The following is a 17611-nucleotide window of genomic DNA, read 5'->3' on the forward strand; positions in this document are numbered from 1 at the left end:
GAAAACGGCGTGACCTGCTCGTGATTGGTGCCGGAGCGTAACGACCGTTTTACCATCGGGCGTCGCAAGACCCCCCATCTGCCTCGACCGGCTCGCGGAACGAGTGCTGGAACGGGGGCGATCTCAAGCAAAATAGCCGAGCCCGTCAGGGAAGTCACTGACATCCTCGTAGTGCTTGACGTCCTGCGGGGTGATGATGGTGAGCGAAGGCACGACCACGCCGAACCTGTGCGCCGGCAGCCAGTACGATCCCTGTCCGTAGTCACTGGAGACGTTCTTCACGCGCACCTCGACGTGCTCGAGATCGAGACGCTGAACCTCGGCGTTGTTAAAGTTCAGTATGTCGAGCACCTTCTGCTTCAGGTCGGATTTCCCGAGGAGGAGAACAAGGAACCCGATGCCGCCGTCGATCGTGTAGTTCATGGTGACGACGGCATCCGCTTTCTCCAGCTGGACGGTGACATCTTCGACCGTGATGTAACTGTATCGCTCCCCACCCGCCGCAACCGCGGGAGCGACGAGAGCAGAGACCAGCATCAGCACCAGCCCGAGCGTCACCCACTTCATGCTACAATGGTTATGGGGGGACTCATAAAACCTTTATGGTCGATCCGGAACAGAAATGGCAGTATGATGGAATATCGGCCGAATAGCCCGGATAAAAGCGGGTACCACGATACGCCGACACCTTGCAGGCGACACATGAGGGGCGCCCGGGTGATAGCGGAACTGCTGAAACCGGGTGGAAAGCAGGCGGAACCGCCCTTTGCGCTCCCCCGGGAGCGTCAAAAAAAGTGCTGTCGAGACCTCACTTCGCATGCGTGAGGACGATCTCAATGCTTGAGACGTTCGTCTTCCCCGTATCCGTGTCGATCATCTCGGTCGACGTAAAGATCTCTTTCTTGTTCACGTTCTCTAAGAACCGGTTGAGCGCGATCTCCGCCGTATCGACCGCACGAGATATTGCCTTTCCCCGGGCCTTAATTGCAACTTCCTCCGCTCCATTGTTGAACTGGGTGACCACCGCGAGCACGTAGTTCATGACTGGTTTGTTTCCCACGAATACTGTGTTATCTTTTATCATTAGCCCACCTCGTCTAGAGATACTTCATCGAGTATATCAGTTCTGCGTTGAGGACAGATGCGCCTGCGGCCCCACGGATGGTGTTGTGCCCGAGCGCAACAAATCGCAATCCTTCACGGATTCTCCCAACTGACACCGTCATGCCCCGCCCCCGATTACGGTCGAGCCGTGGTTGCGGACGGTCGGACTGGTCAAGGAGCTCAACTGCCTTTGCTGGCTGTAAGGGTAGATTGCTGAAAGGTGACTTAAAGGTTGCGTAAGCTTTTTTCACTTCGGCGACTGATTCGTTCACGTCGATCCAGACCGCGATGGTGTGCCCGTCGACGACAGGGACCCGATGACAGCTTGCGCTCACGCTGAATGGGGCCGGGATCACCTCGGAGCCGTTGAACTCCCCCAGGATCCGTACGGTCTCGGTCTCCATCTTCTCCTCCTCGCCACCGATGTAGGGGACGACGTTGTCGTAGATTGCCATGGCGGGGACGCCGTCAAATCCGCCTCCCGAGATCGCCTGCATGGTCGCCGCACGCACGTCATGAAACTCGAATGATCTGAGGGGTGCAAGGGCCAGCGTAAGGACAATCGTCGAGCAGTTCGGATTGGTCACGATGAACCCCCCGCGCCCGCGGTCCCGCTGGACATCGATCAGGCCCAGGTGATCGGGGTTGACCTCCGGGATCACCAGCGGGACGTCGGGGTCCATGCGGTGCGACCGGGCGTTGCTGCAGACGGCGATACCCGCATCGGCGATCTCCGTCTCAAGGGACGTCGCCACCTCGGCAGGCAGCGCCGAGAAGACCAGGTCGCAGTCCTTCAGGCTCTCGACGGTTGTGGGAGTGACGACGATATCACTGACGTTCTCCGGGTACGGCGCATCGAGGCGCCAGTTGACCACCTTGCCATAGGGTTTTCCTGCGCTCCGTTCAGAAGCGGTAAGTGTCTGGAGATGAAACCAGGGATGATCCGCTAAAAGCTGAACGAAGCGCTGTCCCACCGCTCCTGTGGCACCAAGCACTCCTACATTAATCATAGACAAAAATATCTGTAGTGTAGGTGGTATTAAAAGAGTATGTTTCTTTATTCCATCGAGATTGCCTCAGAAGGGCACTCGTCGACGCAGGTCTCACAATCGACACAGAGATCGACGTCGACCTTCGCTTTGCCGTCTTCCATCTGAATGGCGGACGCCGGGCAGACGTCTACGCAGGTCTCACAGGCGGTACACTTCTCGATATCAACAACTGCTGGCAACTTTGTTCCTCCGAATGTACATAGGTTATGCGTGTAGTAAAAAATATATTTCGTTCTCCCTTCTCACAGCCCGAGGACTTCCTGCATCGAGTAGATGCGCGGCTCTTTCCCGACGACCCAGCGGGCGGCCCGGACCGCGCCCTGCGCGAAGACTGCCCGGTCGTAGGCCCTATGAGAGATCTCGATGCACTCAAAGTTCCCTGCAAAGAGAACAGAATGATCGCCGACGATGTCGCCGCCACGGATGGCGTGGACACCGATCTCGCCTTCCTTCCGTTCGGCCAACCCGACGCGACCGTAGACCTTCTCGCGGTTCCCGAGTTCCTGGTCCAGAATCTCGAGGATGGTCTTTGCCGTGCCGCTCGGCGCGTCCTTCTTGTAGCGATGATGGGCTTCCGTGACCTCGATATCGTAGTCGCCGAGCTGGCGAGCGGCCTCCCGCACGAGCTTCCAGAAGATGTTGACGCCGACCGAGAAGTTGCTCGATATCACCGCAGGTACGTTCCCCTCGACGGCACCCCTGATCACTTCCCTCTGTTCGGGGGAGAACCCGGTCGTCCCGACGACGAGCGCCACGTTGTTTCCGGCTGCCGCCTTGATATTCTCGACCGCAGCGGCTGCAACGGTGAAGTCAATCAGGATATCGGGCCGTTTTTCCTTGAGGAACGCATCTATCCGGGCCGCGGGAACCACTTCCTCCCCAAAGAGCGTCCCCTCCGCCAGATCGACCCCTCCAACAAGTTCCAGGTCAGGAGCTTCGTTCACGATCCGGCCGATGGTGGTGCCCATACGCCCCAGGGCCCCGGCTACAGCTATCCTAGTCATAGCTCGCGAGCACCCCTCTCAGTTGTTCCGTCTTCGCACTATCGAGCTCGTCGAGCGGCAGCCGGACCGATCCCGCGGCCATCCCGAGGAGTTCCACCGCCTTCTTCACGGGGATGGGGTTCGTGTCGATGAACATCGCCCGCATGAGCGGGGCAAGTTCATGGTGCAGATCCTGTGCGCGGGCAAGGTTGCCCGCGCGGAAGGCCTCGTACATCTGCACCATCCGGCCGGGATCGACGTTTGCGGCAACCGATATCACGCCCGCGCCCCCTACGGCGAGGACGGGAAGGGTCATCGCGTCGTCCCCCGAGAGGAGAATGAAGTCCTCGTCTTGCGTCCCTTCGATGATGCGGGAGATCTGGGTGATATCGCCGCTCGCCTCCTTGATCCCGACGATGTTCGGGTGCCGCGCCAGTTCGATCACCAGATCGGGCTGAAGATTCTGCCCCGTCCGGCCGGGGACGTTGTAAAGGATGACGGGAAGGTCGAGATCGGCGAGCTTCGTGAAGTGCTTGATGAGCCCGGAACGGTTCGGCTTGTTGTAGTACGGACTGATGATGAGCGCGCCGTCCGCACCCGCATCCTGTGCCGACCGGGTCAGGCGAACCGCCTCTGCGGTGTTGTTCGATCCGGTCCCTGCGAGAACCGGCACCCGCCCGTTGACGACCTCGACGGTCTCGCCGATCACCTGCTCGTGCTCCTCGAACGTGAGCGTCGCGGACTCCCCGGTCGACCCGCAGGGGACGATGCCGTGGACTCCACGTTGCAACAGTGACTCGATGTTGGACCGTAATCCTTCAATATCGAGACTCAACCCGGAGTCCCGGTGAAAAGGGGTAATGATTGCCGGAAGGATTCCCTCAAACATACAGTGAGGGTTAACGCTTCCTTGTATTTATCTTTCTTGAGATGTACCCGGCAACCCTGTTCCGGACACCCTTGCTGTCGATCACGGCAACTTCAGCGACGGCATGCTTGTTCTCATCAAAGTCTCCACTGAATCTGTCGCGATGCTTGACGAGGAGTTCTTCGCCCAGGTTCTTGATATATGATGGTTTTATTCCCATGTGGACCTTCCCTTATAATTGTGCATAGGTTATGCGATTCGACAGTTTAAGAATATTGTGTGCGACCCGGACCGGATCCTCCCCGAAGACCCGGATCATCGGTTCTTTTCCTACGGCGCCCCGGTCGTAGACGACGTCGGGCACGCCCTCCCTGCAGCAGAAGGCGACACCCCAGTCCATTGTCTGCACGCCCGGCGGTTCTTTTGCCCGGTCAAAGGAGCAGACCTCGAAGAGGAGGTTCTCCAGCTCCGGAAGGATCGCTTCGGAGAAGCGGATGTTTGCCGCGCTCCGGACCCCCGGGTTAAAACGCATGGCCGTGATGACGATCCTGGCCACGTGGTCGCTTGCCCCGAACGCGATCTTCCCGACGGGGTGGACACGGTCGCCGAGCCTGACGATCCGGCCGAGGACCCCCGCCACGTCATCTTTGCTTCGCGCGTCGGGCAGGGCGTAGGCGATCTGCATCCCGACCTCCGGGATAAGCCGGGCGTCCATCCTCTCGGTGAGCAGCGTCACGGCCTGCTCCATGCGGGCGATCACCCTCGTGCGGTCTTCGGATGCCATTGCTCTCTATCCTCATCCCGGGCGTTAGATATAGTTTGCGTTCAGGCGAAGCCGATATCGCCGCGAACTTCCATAAGCCCGTCTATCGGGAGACGGTAGAACGTATCCATATCCATGAGGGACTCGATCAGCCGGATCCTATGGCGCTCGCACCCGGCGGCGAACGACTTCTCTTTGAACTTCTTCTTCATCGTCCGGGGCGTGACCGCGTCGATCGCCCCGCCCTTGACGAGGGCACAGGCGATGAGCAGGCCCGATGCGCTGTCGGCTGCCTGGAGCGCGATCTCGACGGGGCGTCCGTAGCCGGAGGTAAGCAGGTGGTTGTGGCGCCGGACGATACCCGCGATCTCCTCCGGGACGCCGTTCTCGATGAGGATCCGGTAGCCCTCGATGCCGTGCCGCTCCATATCACCTTCGACAAGGTCGTAGTCGATGTCGTGCAGAAGGCCGATGACCTCCCACGTCCCGGCATCCTCATCGAGATGCTCAGCAACCCTCTTCATGATGGCCGCCGTTGCAAAACTACGCGTCGGGCCGAAGGGCCGTAGCGGTTGCACCGCAGGTGCGACTTGGGTGATATGAGACGGCGACGCCACGTAACGCCGGACCAGAGTCAGTGCCTCATCTCTCTCCATGCAAAGCGGGTTGTCGGGCGCGCATCATAAACATGCAGGTCCCCCCCATCGGGGATAGAGATATACCTGCACGTATCCCACTCCTGTACATGAATCTACGGGTTCTTGAGGTGCTGGCCGGATTAGGGTCTCTCGCACTGTTTATCGCGCTTCTGGTGATGCTGCCCGGACTTATGGCAGGGATAGAGGGAGCGGCATACGTCCTCGCGCTGGTTATCTTCATCGCCGCGCTCAGTATGGCGGGCTATACGATCGATAAAATGGTTGCTTAACTCCGTCTTTTTTTGACGTTCTTCTTGAACCGGTAGTAACTCAGGGGGTGGTTGACCCGCTCGCAGTCCTTATCCCGGTTCGCGCAGAGCCCGAAGGTGCGCATGGTGGCGCACGACGGAGGGGTATATTCGGTGCCGCCCCGGCCGGAGATGTGCTCCACCTGGTACATCGTCATATCGAGGTCGAAATCGGGCGCCCGCGCGAAGATCTCCGCAATGCCGGTGGTGTTCATCCCGACCGTATGGAGAAACGACGTGATAGCAAACCGACCCATATGCGTCAGGTTCGCTCCTGAGGTGATCGCCTGGATGAGCGCGTTGATGCAAGGCGGGAAGGCCATCTCCTTGATCTCGCCGAACTCTTCGAGGCTCTGCTGCTGGCGCAGCGCGGCGATCTCGCTCGTGACCGGTCCAAGACGTTCGCAGATCCCGGGCGGGACCCGGAGCGGAAGTTGATCGACGAGGATGACCCGGATCCGCTCCCGGATGAGTTCGTCGATCTCGCCGGCTTCAAGGCTCACTGCCCCCTGTTGCACATCCCTGTTCACGAGCCGCCAGCGCTTGTCGCGCAGGTGCGGCACCAGTTCAACGTAATCGGCGACCCGGAGGGTCGTTGTCCCGGTACTGATGCCGATACTCCAGGCAACGAACCGCCGTATCTCCGGGTCCTCGGTCGCGAGGAAGAAGGATGCGCGTTCGGCCTCGTAGCGTGCAAGGCGGTCGATGAGGGACCGGTCGCCGAGGCAGGAGACCAGCATCCGCGCAAGGGCATAACTTGCAATCTCAAGTTCGGGTTTGATATTCTGCGGTCTTTCGTCGGAAAACTCTCTCTTCGCGGAGAGGGCCTCGATGACCCGCTCCTTTGCCCGCTCGAGCGCCACGGCGCCCGGGCTGCTTGCGAGAAACTCTTCGAGCGACTCCACGTGCCGGCGAGCCAGTTGCTGGGACTCTTTTAAAAAGGGGTATTTAGTGAGTTCTTTGCGGTCGAGTACAACATCCATCAATCAGCCTCGATCCGAGGGGCAAGGAGGTAATCCACACGGCCGTTCCCGTCCGCAATGTCAAAGACAAACCGTACCGGGTGATCGATGCCGAGGTAGACTTCCACCTCGTCCGCGCGTGCCATGACCCGGCCCATATCCTTTAAGTAGTCGATCGAGAAGAGGGAGCGGGCCTGCACCGGGTTCAAGGCGACGAGCTGGTCCTCACCGAGCGCGAGTTTGATCTGGTCGGTATCTCCCTCTGCCTCCATGTAGAAGGTCATGGTTTCGGGGTCGATCCCGAGAGCAATCTTATCGGAGATGACGGCAGCCGCTTTGATGGCGCTGTTCAGCGCATCTCCTGATATGACCGCCTTCCCCGGGAGGTCGATCCCCGGCGGGTTCGGATCTTTCCGTATGGTATTGACGTCGAGGAGCGTGACCGAGTAGCGGTAGCCGCCGAAGCTCAGTTCCAGTTTCCGCTCTTCATCGAGCAGGCTCAAGGTCAGCGCGTCGCCTTTCCCCATCATCCCGAGGATGTTCTTCATCTTGGCGATATCCAGGCCCAGTTCTCCAGCAGTCGCCGAAAAGGAGTTGAACGCCGTGCTCTGGAGTTCCAGGGAGACCATGGCCACGTTTGCGGTATCGACGGCTCGCGTCCGGATCCCATCCTCGGCCGTATGCAGGCGGCACTCCGTCACCAGTGCGGCGATCGCGTCGATGGATTCCCGAAATATATCTGCATCAATCGTTGCCTTTAACATTGTGACCCCTTAGTAAACTCTCGTTGAAAGTATATAATCGCGCTATTCATTATAGTGCTTTACGATATACCCTAACTGCCCTGTATGCCGGCACCGGGTGCAACCCTATACATTCATAGTTAACTGCACCAAATACCGTACATAATCTCCTGATCATGCTGATGACATAAGTAACCGTCTGTCGGCCTCAAGCGGAGGGTATTCTCGCAATGGGTTCTCAATGGACAAAAGACAGCGTCTATAGAAAGGCGATGAAGGCCGGATACCGGGCACGGGCCGCCTATAAACTGCTGGAGATCCAGCAGAAGAACGAGATCATCAGGCCGAGCGACAATGTCGTCGACCTCGGGGCGGCGCCGGGCAGCTGGCTGCAGGTGCTCCGCGATCTGACCGGAGGGAAGGTCATCGGCGTGGATCTCAATCCGATTGCGCCCATGGAAGGCGTCACCACCATCGTCGGGGATTTCACCGATCCCGGGGTGCAGGAACGCATCCGTGAGGAGGCCGGCGGGATCGTCAACGTCGTGGTCTCCGACGCCTCACCGAAACTCTCGGGCCAGAAGAGTTACGATCAGGCCCGTGCGATAGGGCTTGGGGAGGATGCCCTGGCGTTTGCGTGCACGATCTTAAAGCCCGGCGGCAACATGGTGATCAAGTCGTTCCAGGGTGAACTCTTCGGGGAACTGCTCGCTGAAACAAGAAAACACTTCTATTCCGTTCGGGGGTACAGGACGAAGGCGTCACGGAAAGGGAGTGCCGAGACCTACATTATTGCAAAGAAATTCAAAGGAACATGCGATGGTGCTGAAGGACCCCTATAACCGAACCGTGACCAACCTCAGGATCAGCCTGACACCCCGGTGCAACCTGCGGTGCATCTACTGCCACGCCGAGGGCGAAGTGGGACCGGAGGAGCAGATGAGCGCCGAAGATATCGCCGAACTGATGCGGGTGGGCGTGCAGTTCGGTATCAAGAGCATAAAGTTCACCGGCGGGGAGCCCCTCCTCCGCCGCGACCTCGTCGATATCATCCGTTCCGTGCCGCAGGGCGTCGAGTCCTCCCTGACGACGAACGGGACGCTCCTCGCCGCAAAGGCGGCAGAACTCAAAGAGGCCGGGCTTGCCCGGGTGAACGTCAGCCTCGATACCCTCCGTCCCGAGCGCTACCGGCAAATCACGGGAAAGGACTGCCTCGCGGATGTCCTTGTGGGGATCGATGCGGCGATCGAGGTCGGCCTGACCCCGGTCAAGTTGAACATGGTGCTTCTCGAGGGCATCAATGAGGATGAACTGGACGACTTCATGGCGTTCGTCCGGGACAAACCCGATCTCATCCTGCAGGTCATCGAGCTGATGGAGTTCAACGAGTGCAAGTTCCACGGGGACGTGGACAGCGTCGAACAGGACTTGAACGAGCGGGCAACCCGGGTCGTCACACGGAGGATGCACCACCGGAAGAAGTACTGCCTCGACGGCGCCGAGGTCGAGGTGGTCCGGCCTCTCCACAACACGGAGTTCTGCGGGTTCTGCAACCGCCTGCGCGTGACCTCGGATGGAAAACTCAAACCCTGTCTTCTGCGGAGCGATAACCTGGTCGATATCAGGGGCAAGCATGGCAAGGAACTCGAAGACGCGTTTCGCGAGGCAGTCAGCAGGCGCAAGCCGTTCTTTACGTAACGACGATTGGCCTTGCAGGCCAATCGGAGTTTGAGAAAACGCGGAGCGTTTTCGAGGACGATGTTCGGCCGTGGCCCACAATCCCCGGCCCACCCTCCTCTCCTCCTGCCACCGGCCATCACCCCGGGAAGGCACCCATCTTTTCGCACCTGCGGTGCTCGTGCTGTTCCGGCCAATCGCCGCTTACACCTGGCGGTGTTCGAACTCCTGCCGTTCCGCCCATCGCAACTCGAAAATTGCTCCGCAATTTTCTCGTGCTCCGGACGTTCCGCCCGTCGCAACTTACACCTGACGGTGTTCGAACTCCTGCCGTTCCGCCCGTCGCAACTCGAAAATTGCTCCGCAATTTTCTCGTGCTCCGGACGTTCCGCCCGTCGCAACTTACACCTGGCGGTGTTCGAACTCTTGCCGTTCCGCCCATCGCAACTCGAAAATTGCTCCGCAATTTTCTCGTGCTCCGGACGTTCCGCCCGTCGCATCCTGCACTGAAGGAACATTTTTTGTACCACTCTCCCCAATAGGAGAGTATGCTGGAAATGAACGAATATGGCCGCGTCATGCAGAAACTGTATGGCAAATCGCTGATCCTGGAGAGCCCGAACGATTTCCATCCGGTCCTGTACTTCTACTTCACCGATGCCATCGCCCACATCGATTTTACCCTCGGCATCCTGACCTACAATATCATGTCGCCCCGGAATATCATGAGCATGGAGTACATGCGGTGGCGCGTGGACCAGGAGAAGATCGGGGAGCGGGTATACTTCCCCGACTTCGTCAACTGGCTCAAAGAGGAGCACCCGGAGAAGTTCGGCGAACTCCCGATGCTCTGGTCCGGGGTCTACGACCGCGACGATCCCGCCCAGTACCGGGCCTTCCGGATCGTGCTCAACCCCGACGACACGCAGGCGATGCCGGCCGAATACTTTTCGATGTTCATCGATGAGTTCTTCGACCCGAAGTTCATCAAACAGCTTTACAAGACCTCATCGCTTGCCCGCCTCTTCGACGAGTATGCGGCGAAGAAGGCTGCATAAGGAGATCACGCATGGATGTTGCCCGACTGACTTCATCACTCATCCGGATCCGGAGCGAGAACCCGCCGGGGAATACCGCTGACGTCGTCGCGTTCATAACGGAGTTCCTCAACTCAATCGGGGTCAAGAGCCGCGTCGTTGCGCATCCCGGCGGCCGGGAGAACCTCATCACGACCGGACCGGACCCCCGGCTCCTCCTCTGCGGCCACATCGACGTTGTCCCCTCCATTCCCGACGACTGGACGCACGACCCCCATAGCGGGGAGATTGCCGGCGGCTACGTCTGGGGGAGGGGCGCCACCGACATGAAAGGGGGTTGCGCCGCCCTTCTTGCCGCCTACCGGGATCTCGTCGAGAGCGGCGTGGAGCCGAAGGCGCAGTTCGCCTTTGTCTGCGACGAGGAGACCGGCGGGGAGCATGGTATCCGGTCGCTTCTTGCGCAGGATCTCCTCAAACCCTGCGATTGCCTGATAGCCGAGCCGACGCCGGCGATGAGCCCGGCAGTCGGCCAGAAAGGCCTCTACCGGGTCAACCTCTCCTTCCGCGGCAGGCCCGGCCACAGCTCCCTCTACCCTCTTGTCGGGAAGAGCGCCGTCATGGCGGCCTTCGACCTCATCGGTTACCTGCGGGAGGTCCACGCGCACCCGTTCCCGCCCGGCGAAGACCTGCAACCGCTTGTCGCGCAGTCCGCCCGGCTCTTTTCCGAGACATTCGGGATCGAAGGCGGGGACAACATCCTCACGCGGGTGATGTTCAATCCAGGAAGGATCGAGGGTGGCGAGAAGGCGAACATCGTGGCGGAGCAGTGCCGGATGGAACTCGACGTCCGGGTGCCGTGGGGCTGCTCCCTTGATGCCCTCCGCAGAGGCATCGCCGAACATGCCCCGGATGCCGTGATACAGGAGACAGACGTCGCCGAACCGAGCCTGACACCCCCGGACGCCCGGATCGTCCGGACGCTCTGCGCCGAGGTGGAGCGGGTCTACGGTGCCCCGGCGGTCCCGTTCCTCCAGTGGGCCGCAAGCGACGCGAAGTACCTCCGCGATAAGGGGTTCGATGTCGTGGAGTACGGGCCGGGAGAGATTCCGACGCTGCACGCGGTGGATGAGCGGGTCTCGATAGAGCAGCTCAAGAGAGCGGTGGACGTGTACCGGGGGGTCATCCGGGCGTACTCCGGGTGAAAAACAGGTTGTTCCAGTACAGGCTGCCCTGCCGGCCCCTGTGCACCTATGCTCTCTATTCTTTGTAATTGACGACCGACTGGCCATCCTGCCGGACTGCTGATATAACCTGACCGACTACCGATCTGATATCACTGCAAAGGGTGGCGTCCGACTTCACGATGAGGACGATCGACGCCAGATAAACGGCGGCATGGACAATGAAGAACGCGAGGGTGCCGTACCAGCCGGCAGTCCCGATCTCATTGATATATCCCCTGTTTACGTAAAGAATTCCCCAGGAGAGAGGAAACTCGATGTAGACCACAACCTGAAGGAGATAGAATACGATCATGTTCCTGAGCGAGCCGACCAGCAGCAGGGCGTAAAACGGGGTGAGCCAGACCAGATACTGTGGGCTGTGGAACTTGGTGCAGAAGATGACCGAGAACAGGGTGACGGCAATGAGAACAAGAAGCCTGCGTGGGCTCTCGACGCCTCTGACCCAGGAGACAAGGACCAGTGAGCCGACGATACCGATCATGAGGGGATACATGGCAAGGGAGATGATATCCTCGGTAATTGGTATGTGGAGCAGCCCATTGAGGATGCTGTACAGTGTGTACGTCACGGTATTGGCATAGACCCCGACGCCTGTGCCGGTGGCAAAAAGAAACGGTCTGTACCAGTCCTGCACCAGAAAGATCATCGGGACCAGGAGGATCACGCTGCACCCGGCGGCTACTTTCAAGAACGAGACGATCTCTGTTTTTCGCGATGTTTTAGACGCATTGAACGGGATGAGGAAAGGAGCGGCGATGATGGGGAAGACTTTCGTGAAGAAGCCCAGGATGACTGCAAGGTAACCCCTGACCGGCATGCCGTAGATCGCGGCGAATACGCCGAGAACAAAGAGGAACGTGGGGAACGAGTCGTACTTCGTCAGGATGAAATATGACGCTGCAAACGCCGTGGCATACAGGAACGCTGCCCTGAAAGCCTGTTTATCGTCGAACAGGCGCAACCCGATGAGGTACACGAGGAACAGCGTGAGGATATCGAAGAAGGCCATAAGCACCTGAAATCCGGTGACGTATGCGTTAGGATCGTTCGCGATCACAGTGGGAATAAGCGGTATCAGAACCGGGATCATGAACAAGAACGGGTACTCGACGGAAAAGTCGACGTAGGGAATCTGCCCGTTCAGCACGTTCGCCGCGTACCCGAAATATACCGAGATGTCAAAGAGATCGACGAACGAGTTAAAGAGCGAGACCGTAAGGAAGAGCACCATCAACTTTGTGACGATCGAGGTAATTCCGAGGAGGGAGAGATTGCGGGCCAGGGTCTGGCGATCGATGTTCGGTATTGTCAGTCCGCAGACGGAGCACGATGAAGCAGAACTTCTCTTCCCTTTCCTCATATGTCAATGTTTGTTCATACAGTATATGAGGGTGTCTCTTCGCAACAGGCCGGAAATAGACAATCTCCCGATAAACCCGAGGGAATCCTTACCAGAGGGAACCCTTGGTTTTTCCAGTCTCGGGAATGCGTTGCACCCTTTAATCCGGCCTATCTCCGGCAGTTGCCCCGGTCGTCGTGGAACTGGTTGAGGTGTTTCGATCTCTTGCCGCCGGGTCACTCCCGCATGAGCGCGGTGTTCGTCGGGCGGCACTCCAGCGCCCCTGTATTTGTTTTTCGAAGCCTGGATTCATCACGTTCTGGAACGCAATTACGATGGATCGACAGTCTTTAATCATTATCAAAAAAACACTTCCCTCAAATGTCTTCAAGACGACCCATACGACTTATAAGTGCCATCGGTATTGCCGTTTTTCTGGTGATCCTCATAAACCTCGATACTCCTGCGATCCTCGCCGCCCTGCTCTCTGTGAATATACACTACCTGATCGCAGCTCTCCTGGTCAACGGACTGATCGTCGTCATCAAAGCAAAAAAGTGGAACATCATCGTGGACTCGATCCGCCCTGGTTTCTCCCTGTGGCAGAGTGTCATCGGGTTTTTGATCGGTTTTTCCCTCTCCACCCTGACGCCGGGGAAGGTGGGCGATGCCGTCCGGTGCCTGTATGTCAAGAACGATTCATGTACGACCGGGATGGCACTTTCGACCGTTGCAATCGATCGGATAATCGATCTGGCTCTTTTATTTGCGTTCGGAATAGTCGCCCTGATCGCCTTCTCGGTCATCGTCGGCGTGGAGATCCTCTCGGGCGGGCTGCTGCTCATCCTCGTGTGCGCTATCGCCTTTGGCATCTATGCGGTCTCTCGCAAGACATACATGGAGAAGATCCTCCGGCCGTTCTTTGCCGCCCTTGTCCCGCCCCGATACCGCGACCAGTTATCAGGGTATTTCAATGACTTCTATACCGGGCTCGATACGTTTCTTGCTTCGCGCCGGCAGCTGCTGGAATGCACCGGGGTCGGGATTGCGTCATGGATACTGGCGGTGATATATGCCTCTCTTCTCGGGAGGTCCATCGGCATCGACGTGGGCTACTACATGTTCCTCGTGATCCCGATCATCAGCATGCTGGATCTCCTTCCGATCAGCATATCGGGTGTCGGAACCCGGGACGCCACGCTGCTCTACCTCTTTGGCATCGTCGGGATCGCTCCCGAGACGGCTATTGCCTTCTCGATCCTCTATCTGGTCTTTAGTTACTGGTTTGTCGCGCTCGTGGGACTGCTCTTCTGGCTCCTGTATCCCGTTCCGCTCACCGGGCTCAGTGACACCGGAGTGCCTGCGCAGCAGAGCGAGGCCTGATCTCTTCATCACGGTGCGTCGGGGTCCAGCGCCCCCATCACTCTTTGCGGCCGACAATGCCCACGGCGTAACTGTAGTACTCCCTGAGCGGGAAGTATTTCTCGAGTCTTGCGAGTTTCCGTCGAGCAGGGAACGGAAGGATCTCTCTGTCGTTCGTCGCGAGAACCGGTGTTGCCTGGAGCCCGAAGCACTGCCCGACCTCGATGCCAGCATCCTCAAGCGTGGCCCTCAGCCGTATCGGGGAGTAGTCCTCCTCGTACCCGAACTCGAACCGTTTCATCCGGTAAGCAACCTCTTTCCCGATTTTATACCAGAGGCAGAAGGTGTTCGGGACGATCACGATCACCTCTCCGCCCCTCCGGGTAACTCTCGCCATCTCGGCGACCGCTGCAACGTTTGCAGGGTGTGGAAAGTGTTCGATCACGCCCGAGTTGTAGACGAGATCACAGCTCCCGTTGCGGAGAGGTATCCGGAAGATGTCGCCCTGAAGAGGTGCGTCGCAGCTCCTTTTTGCAATCCTGAGAGCGTTTGCCGAGATATCGAGCCCGATCGTCCTGTGCCGCGGGGAGAAGATACGGAGGGTCTGTCCTGTACCGCAGCCCGCCTCGCAGACGGTTGAACCTGCCGGGAGCGCGCGCTCGATCTCTGTCATGAAGTCGAGGTATCTGATGCTGTAATCGCTCGTGATCTGTTCTTTACCCCAGATTCTGTCCCAGAGTTCTGCGTCGTGGTGCGGCTCCTGCATATCTCCATCCCTCTTACGAGCGCCACGGCTGGTGGAAATATTTCGTCCGGACAATCTTCTTCATCATGTTCAGGTTGTTGAAGATCTCCCTGCGGATGTTGATCTTCGACTCGCCGTACCGCCGCTTATGCAGTTCGACCGGGACCTCGACCACCCTGTAGCCGGAGATGAGATACTTAGAGATGATCTCGGCGTTGATCTCGAAGTTCTCACTCTCCAGGTCCAGTTTCTTCAGCGTATCAGCCTTATACAGTCTGAAGATCGGGCTTACGCAGGTGATGGGCTGGCGCAGCAGGATCCGGTACATCAAATTGACGGATTTGCTGAAGAAAAGGCGCATCGGAGTAACCTCTTCCATGAGCCCGGCCTCGAGGTAGGGAGAGCCCGAGACACATTCGGGGCGGTCGCGAGCGTATGCCGTCAGAAGCACCGGAATGTCTTCAGGCCTGAAAGTGAGGTCGGAGTCCATGGTGATGATGAGGTCGGCATCGGTCCGCGCGAATCCCGTCTTGAGCGCGGCACCCATCCCCCGGTTTTTCTCATGATTGAGTATCCGGACATCTCTGCGTCTCGCTGCAATCGCGCTGATCTTCTCAAGGGTCCGGTCTTTACTTCCGTCGTTCACAAAGATAAAGTCGAAGGTCGTATTGTACTCCTTTGCAATCATATCGACAACCGGAAAAAGGTCGAGTTCATAGCTGTCGATGTTATCCTCTTCGTTATAGAGGGGAATTATGATCGAGATCATTACAACCTTCACTCTCAGTAATCAGTGGTAATCATATTTGCATCGGCGAGTATATCATCGATCTGTTTTAATCCATCCTCATTCTACCAGGCAACCACGAAGATTACAGTCGTTCTCGGCACACGTCCGGAGATCGTCAAGATGTCTCCGGTGATCCGTTCGTGTACCGATCGGTCCATCGGCTTCTCTATCATCCATACCGGTCAGCATTACTCGTACGAGATGGACAGGGTCTTCTTCCGCGACCTCGAACTGCCCGATGCAACGTATAATCTTGAGGTCGGTTCCGGGACGCACGGGATCCAAGTGCCCGCATGCTGACCGGGCTCGATAAGCTACTCATGGAGGACCCCACGACGTCGTGCTGGGCAGGGCGATACGAACACCGTGGTTGCCGGGGCTCTTGCAGCCTCGAAACTCGATGTCCTGCCGGGTCATGTCGAGGCCGGCCTCCGGAGTTACGATCGATCGATGCCCGAGGAGATCAACCGGGTCGTCGCCGACCACCTGAGCGAACTCCTCTTTGCACCGACGGAAACTGCCGCCGCCAACCTGAGAAAGGAAGGGCGGTCCGATTCAGGGATACTGGTTACCGGCAACACCGTCGTCGATGCTGTCGTCCAAAACCTCTCGATTGCCGAGAGGGATACATCGAGCTACACTCAACTCGGCGTTGAAGCAGGTGAATACGTTCTGGTTACCGCACACCGGCAGGAGAACGTCGACAGGCGGGAGAACCTCTCGGGTATCCTGAAAGGCATCGAACTCGTGGCAGATGAGTTTGCCGTCACGGTTCTCTACCCGATCCATCCCAGAACAAAGAAGAGGATCGAGCAGTTCAGGCTCGGGGTGGTCCGTCGGGAAAGAAGATGTTCTGGGAGGTTCCCTCACAGGTTTTTCCACGTATAGTGCCGGTTCACCGCGTAGTTCCAGGCGAACGCGACGAAGATCCCGATCAGGTTCGCGACGAGGTAGTAGACCCCGGCGACATCCGCAAGGACATAGAGGACCGCCATATTGATGACGAGCCCGCCCACCGAGACCGCCTGGAACGATGCGAGCCGCTGGACCCTCCGCCCGAACCTGAGGTCTCTTGCGGATTTGAATGTCCAGACGTCGTTCCAGACGAAGTTGTTCACGATCGAGAGTTCGATCGCGATCGCGGCAGAGATGAGGTAATAGAGGCCAGCAATCTCGGTCAGGGCGTAGAGGAGCCCCATGTTGACGAAGATGCCGGAGAGCCCGACGAGCCCGAACCGGACGATCTTCGTCCACTCGTTATAGACCGGTCCGGCCCGGCGTGTGGCGGCAAAAAGGATGATCCCGGCGCACTGCCGGAGGTAGTCCACTATCGTGTCGGCCCGGAGTTTGCTCTCTCCCTCCTCGCGGTCCTTGAAGACGAACGGGATCTCGACGAACGAGCGCCACCGGCCCCTGCCGAGGACCTCCATCAGGATCTTGTAGCCCCGGGGCGCGAGCGGTGCGCCGGCGACGACCTCGCGCCGCACGGCAAAGAACCCGCTCACGGGATCGGTGACTTCAGGAAAGAGCATCCGCCCGAACGCCGTGGCACCGAGCGATATGACCCTCCGCTTGAGCGGCCACTGCTCGATATCCCCGCCCTTCATGTACCTGCTTCCGATGGCGATATCCGCACCGTCCCGCACCGCCTCATAGAACCGGGGGATGAGCTCCGGCGGGTGCGAGAAGTCGGCGTCAATGACCTGCAGGATCTCCGAGCGTGCCTCCCCGAACCCCTCGACGACCGACTGGGAGAGGCCGTGGTCTTCCTTCCGGACGATCAGCCGCACGTTCTCGCGCCGGCCGGCGATCCCCTGCACGGTCGAGATTGTGCGGTCTTTTGAGGAGTCGTCCACCACGAGAACTTCTCCGTTGATGCCGTTCTCCGAGAAGACTCCGTTCACCGCCTCGATGATCGCGGCAATATTCTCTTCCTCGTTGAATGTCGGTATGATCACTGTCAGGTCGTAACGTTCAGTCATGCTGCTCTCATGTC

General features: G+C 58.6%; 21 protein-coding genes and 1 pseudogene. 7 read left to right on the forward strand and 15 right to left on the reverse strand.

Annotation, left to right across the window (positions count from 1 at the left end; translation table 11 throughout):
* Window positions 1-123: 123 nt before the first annotated feature.
* From BRA49_RS10905 to BRA49_RS10945, 9 genes are all read right to left on the reverse strand, one after another.
* Window positions 124-567 (reverse strand): hypothetical protein, encoded by a 444-nt coding sequence (locus tag BRA49_RS10905; protein WP_292386046.1) that lies wholly within the window; start codon window positions 565-567, stop codon window positions 124-126.
* A gap of 241 nt (window positions 568-808) precedes the next feature.
* On the reverse strand, window positions 809-1084 hold the full coding sequence (albA, locus tag BRA49_RS10910; RefSeq protein WP_292386048.1) for a DNA-binding protein Alba: 276 nt from the start codon (window positions 1082-1084) through the stop codon (window positions 809-811).
* A gap of 13 nt (window positions 1085-1097) precedes the next feature.
* The gene (gene asd / locus BRA49_RS10915; protein WP_292386050.1) at window positions 1098-2114 is read right to left on the reverse strand and encodes an aspartate-semialdehyde dehydrogenase; all 1017 of its coding nucleotides are present in this window, start codon (window positions 2112-2114) and stop codon (window positions 1098-1100) included.
* A gap of 47 nt (window positions 2115-2161) precedes the next feature.
* A complete protein-coding gene (locus BRA49_RS10920; RefSeq protein WP_292386052.1) occupies window positions 2162-2335 on the reverse strand; it encodes a 4Fe-4S binding protein in 174 nt (57 codons plus the stop codon).
* 63 nt (window positions 2336-2398) lie between these two features.
* Window positions 2399-3160: a 4-hydroxy-tetrahydrodipicolinate reductase gene (gene dapB, locus BRA49_RS10925; protein WP_292386055.1), complete on the reverse strand. Its 762-nt coding sequence runs from the start codon at window positions 3158-3160 to the stop codon at window positions 2399-2401.
* Window positions 3153-4028, reverse strand: a complete 876-nt coding sequence (gene dapA / locus BRA49_RS10930) for a 4-hydroxy-tetrahydrodipicolinate synthase (RefSeq protein WP_292386057.1) — start codon at window positions 4026-4028, stop codon at window positions 3153-3155. The genes dapB and dapA overlap by 8 nt, the downstream gene beginning before the upstream one ends.
* A 10-nt stretch (window positions 4029-4038) precedes the next feature.
* Window positions 4039-4227 (reverse strand): 30S ribosomal protein S17e, encoded by a 189-nt coding sequence (locus BRA49_RS10935; RefSeq protein WP_292386059.1) that lies wholly within the window; start codon window positions 4225-4227, stop codon window positions 4039-4041.
* A gap of 12 nt (window positions 4228-4239) precedes the next feature.
* On the reverse strand, window positions 4240-4791 hold the full coding sequence (locus tag BRA49_RS10940) for a thiamine-phosphate synthase family protein (protein ID WP_292386061.1): 552 nt from the start codon (window positions 4789-4791) through the stop codon (window positions 4240-4242).
* A 41-nt stretch (window positions 4792-4832) separates the two neighbouring features.
* Window positions 4833-5426 (reverse strand): HD domain-containing protein, encoded by a 594-nt coding sequence (locus BRA49_RS10945; protein ID WP_292386063.1) that lies wholly within the window; start codon window positions 5424-5426, stop codon window positions 4833-4835.
* An 89-nt stretch (window positions 5427-5515) separates the two neighbouring features.
* Here BRA49_RS10945 and BRA49_RS10950 point away from each other — a divergent pair, with 89 nt between their 5' ends.
* The gene (locus BRA49_RS10950; protein ID WP_292386065.1) at window positions 5516-5698 is read left to right on the forward strand and encodes a hypothetical protein; all 183 of its coding nucleotides are present in this window, start codon (window positions 5516-5518) and stop codon (window positions 5696-5698) included.
* Here the strand turns inward: BRA49_RS10950 and priL are convergent.
* Window positions 5695-6699 carry a DNA primase regulatory subunit PriL gene (priL, locus tag BRA49_RS10955; protein ID WP_292386067.1) on the reverse strand — a complete coding sequence of 335 codons (1005 nt, stop codon included), beginning with the start codon at window positions 6697-6699 and terminating at the stop codon, window positions 5695-5697. The two genes, BRA49_RS10950 and priL, sit on opposite strands and share 4 nt — an antisense overlap.
* Window positions 6699-7442, reverse strand: a complete 744-nt coding sequence (locus BRA49_RS10960; protein ID WP_292386069.1) for a DNA polymerase sliding clamp — start codon at window positions 7440-7442, stop codon at window positions 6699-6701. The genes priL and BRA49_RS10960 overlap by 1 nt, the downstream gene beginning before the upstream one ends.
* 209 nt (window positions 7443-7651) lie before the next feature.
* On the opposite strand from BRA49_RS10960, the gene BRA49_RS10965 reads away from it, so the two are divergent.
* The 4 genes from BRA49_RS10965 (at window position 7652) to BRA49_RS10980 (ending at window position 11337) form a co-directional block, all read left to right on the forward strand.
* Window positions 7652-8263 (forward strand): RlmE family RNA methyltransferase, encoded by a 612-nt coding sequence (locus tag BRA49_RS10965; RefSeq protein ID WP_292386071.1) that lies wholly within the window; start codon window positions 7652-7654, stop codon window positions 8261-8263.
* On the forward strand, window positions 8241-9119 hold the full coding sequence (gene moaA / locus BRA49_RS10970) for a GTP 3',8-cyclase MoaA (RefSeq protein WP_292386072.1): 879 nt from the start codon (window positions 8241-8243) through the stop codon (window positions 9117-9119). The genes BRA49_RS10965 and moaA overlap by 23 nt, the downstream gene beginning before the upstream one ends.
* Window positions 9120-9646: 527 nt before the next feature.
* Entirely contained in the window at window positions 9647-10156 is a 510-nt protein-coding gene (locus BRA49_RS10975) for a hypothetical protein (RefSeq protein WP_292386073.1), read from the forward strand.
* An 11-nt stretch (window positions 10157-10167) separates the two neighbouring features.
* Window positions 10168-11337, forward strand: coding sequence for a M20 family metallopeptidase (locus tag BRA49_RS10980; RefSeq protein WP_292386074.1), 1170 nt, complete (start codon window positions 10168-10170; stop codon window positions 11335-11337).
* Window positions 11338-11392: 55 nt separating this feature from the next.
* On the opposite strand, the gene BRA49_RS10985 is transcribed toward BRA49_RS10980, so the two are convergent.
* Window positions 11393-12739 carry a hypothetical protein gene (locus BRA49_RS10985; RefSeq protein WP_292386076.1) on the reverse strand — a complete coding sequence of 449 codons (1347 nt, stop codon included), beginning with the start codon at window positions 12737-12739 and terminating at the stop codon, window positions 11393-11395.
* 360 nt (window positions 12740-13099) lie between these two features.
* On the opposite strand from BRA49_RS10985, the gene BRA49_RS10990 reads away from it, so the two are divergent.
* Window positions 13100-14101, forward strand: a complete 1002-nt coding sequence (locus tag BRA49_RS10990) for a lysylphosphatidylglycerol synthase transmembrane domain-containing protein (RefSeq protein ID WP_292386079.1) — start codon at window positions 13100-13102, stop codon at window positions 14099-14101.
* A 37-nt stretch (window positions 14102-14138) separates the two neighbouring features.
* Here BRA49_RS10990 and BRA49_RS10995 read toward each other — a convergent pair whose 3' ends face one another.
* Together BRA49_RS10995 and BRA49_RS11000 are read right to left on the reverse strand one after the other, a co-directional pair.
* Complete coding sequence (locus BRA49_RS10995; RefSeq protein WP_292386081.1) at window positions 14139-14846, reverse strand: class I SAM-dependent methyltransferase; 708 nt, start codon at window positions 14844-14846, stop codon at window positions 14139-14141.
* Between the two features lie 13 nt (window positions 14847-14859).
* The gene (locus BRA49_RS11000) at window positions 14860-15594 is read right to left on the reverse strand and encodes a glycosyltransferase (protein ID WP_292386082.1); all 735 of its coding nucleotides are present in this window, start codon (window positions 15592-15594) and stop codon (window positions 14860-14862) included.
* 141 nt (window positions 15595-15735) lie between these two features.
* On the opposite strand from BRA49_RS11000, the pseudogene BRA49_RS11005 reads away from it, so the two are divergent.
* Window positions 15736-16503: pseudogene (locus BRA49_RS11005) on the forward strand (UDP-N-acetyl glucosamine 2-epimerase).
* On the opposite strand, the gene BRA49_RS11010 reads toward BRA49_RS11005, so the two are convergent.
* Window positions 16482-17597: a glycosyltransferase gene (locus BRA49_RS11010; protein ID WP_292386084.1), complete on the reverse strand. Its 1116-nt coding sequence runs from the start codon at window positions 17595-17597 to the stop codon at window positions 16482-16484. The pseudogene BRA49_RS11005 and the gene BRA49_RS11010 sit on opposite strands and share 22 nt — an antisense overlap.
* Window positions 17598-17611 lie beyond the last annotated feature (14 nt).

Origin of the sequence: Methanoculleus sp. UBA430, assembly GCF_002506585.1 — an archaeon.
Classification (GTDB): Archaea; Halobacteriota; Methanomicrobia; order Methanomicrobiales; family Methanoculleaceae; genus Methanoculleus.

Excerpts from the sequence above, each read along its gene's own strand:
- BRA49_RS10905 (WP_292386046.1), bottom strand. The coding sequence starts at position 567 with ATGAAGTGGGTGACGCTCGGGCTGGTGCTGATGCTGGTCTCTGCTCTC.
- albA (WP_292386048.1), bottom strand. The coding sequence starts at position 1,084 with ATGATAAAAGATAACACAGTATTCGTGGGAAACAAACCAGTCATGAAC.
- asd (WP_292386050.1), bottom strand. The coding sequence starts at position 2,114 with ATGATTAATGTAGGAGTGCTTGGTGCCACAGGAGCGGTGGGACAGCGC.
- dapB (WP_292386055.1), bottom strand. The coding sequence starts at position 3,160 with ATGACTAGGATAGCTGTAGCCGGGGCCCTGGGGCGTATGGGCACCACC.
- dapA (WP_292386057.1), bottom strand. The coding sequence starts at position 4,028 with ATGTTTGAGGGAATCCTTCCGGCAATCATTACCCCTTTTCACCGGGAC.
- BRA49_RS10935 (WP_292386059.1), bottom strand. The coding sequence starts at position 4,227 with ATGGGAATAAAACCATCATATATCAAGAACCTGGGCGAAGAACTCCTC.
- BRA49_RS10940 (WP_292386061.1), bottom strand. The coding sequence starts at position 4,791 with ATGGCATCCGAAGACCGCACGAGGGTGATCGCCCGCATGGAGCAGGCC.
- BRA49_RS10945 (WP_292386063.1), bottom strand. The coding sequence starts at position 5,426 with ATGGAGAGAGATGAGGCACTGACTCTGGTCCGGCGTTACGTGGCGTCG.
- BRA49_RS10950 (WP_292386065.1), top strand. The coding sequence starts at position 5,516 with ATGAATCTACGGGTTCTTGAGGTGCTGGCCGGATTAGGGTCTCTCGCA.
- priL (WP_292386067.1), bottom strand. The coding sequence starts at position 6,699 with ATGGATGTTGTACTCGACCGCAAAGAACTCACTAAATACCCCTTTTTA.
- BRA49_RS10960 (WP_292386069.1), bottom strand. The coding sequence starts at position 7,442 with ATGTTAAAGGCAACGATTGATGCAGATATATTTCGGGAATCCATCGAC.
- BRA49_RS10965 (WP_292386071.1), top strand. The coding sequence starts at position 7,652 with ATGGGTTCTCAATGGACAAAAGACAGCGTCTATAGAAAGGCGATGAAG.
- moaA (WP_292386072.1), top strand. The coding sequence starts at position 8,241 with ATGGTGCTGAAGGACCCCTATAACCGAACCGTGACCAACCTCAGGATC.
- BRA49_RS10975 (WP_292386073.1), top strand. The coding sequence starts at position 9,647 with ATGCTGGAAATGAACGAATATGGCCGCGTCATGCAGAAACTGTATGGC.
- BRA49_RS10980 (WP_292386074.1), top strand. The coding sequence starts at position 10,168 with ATGGATGTTGCCCGACTGACTTCATCACTCATCCGGATCCGGAGCGAG.
- BRA49_RS10985 (WP_292386076.1), bottom strand. The coding sequence starts at position 12,739 with ATGAGGAAAGGGAAGAGAAGTTCTGCTTCATCGTGCTCCGTCTGCGGA.
- BRA49_RS10990 (WP_292386079.1), top strand. The coding sequence starts at position 13,100 with ATGTCTTCAAGACGACCCATACGACTTATAAGTGCCATCGGTATTGCC.
- BRA49_RS10995 (WP_292386081.1), bottom strand. The coding sequence starts at position 14,846 with ATGCAGGAGCCGCACCACGACGCAGAACTCTGGGACAGAATCTGGGGT.
- BRA49_RS11000 (WP_292386082.1), bottom strand. The coding sequence starts at position 15,594 with ATGATCTCGATCATAATTCCCCTCTATAACGAAGAGGATAACATCGAC.
- BRA49_RS11010 (WP_292386084.1), bottom strand. The coding sequence starts at position 17,597 with ATGACTGAACGTTACGACCTGACAGTGATCATACCGACATTCAACGAG.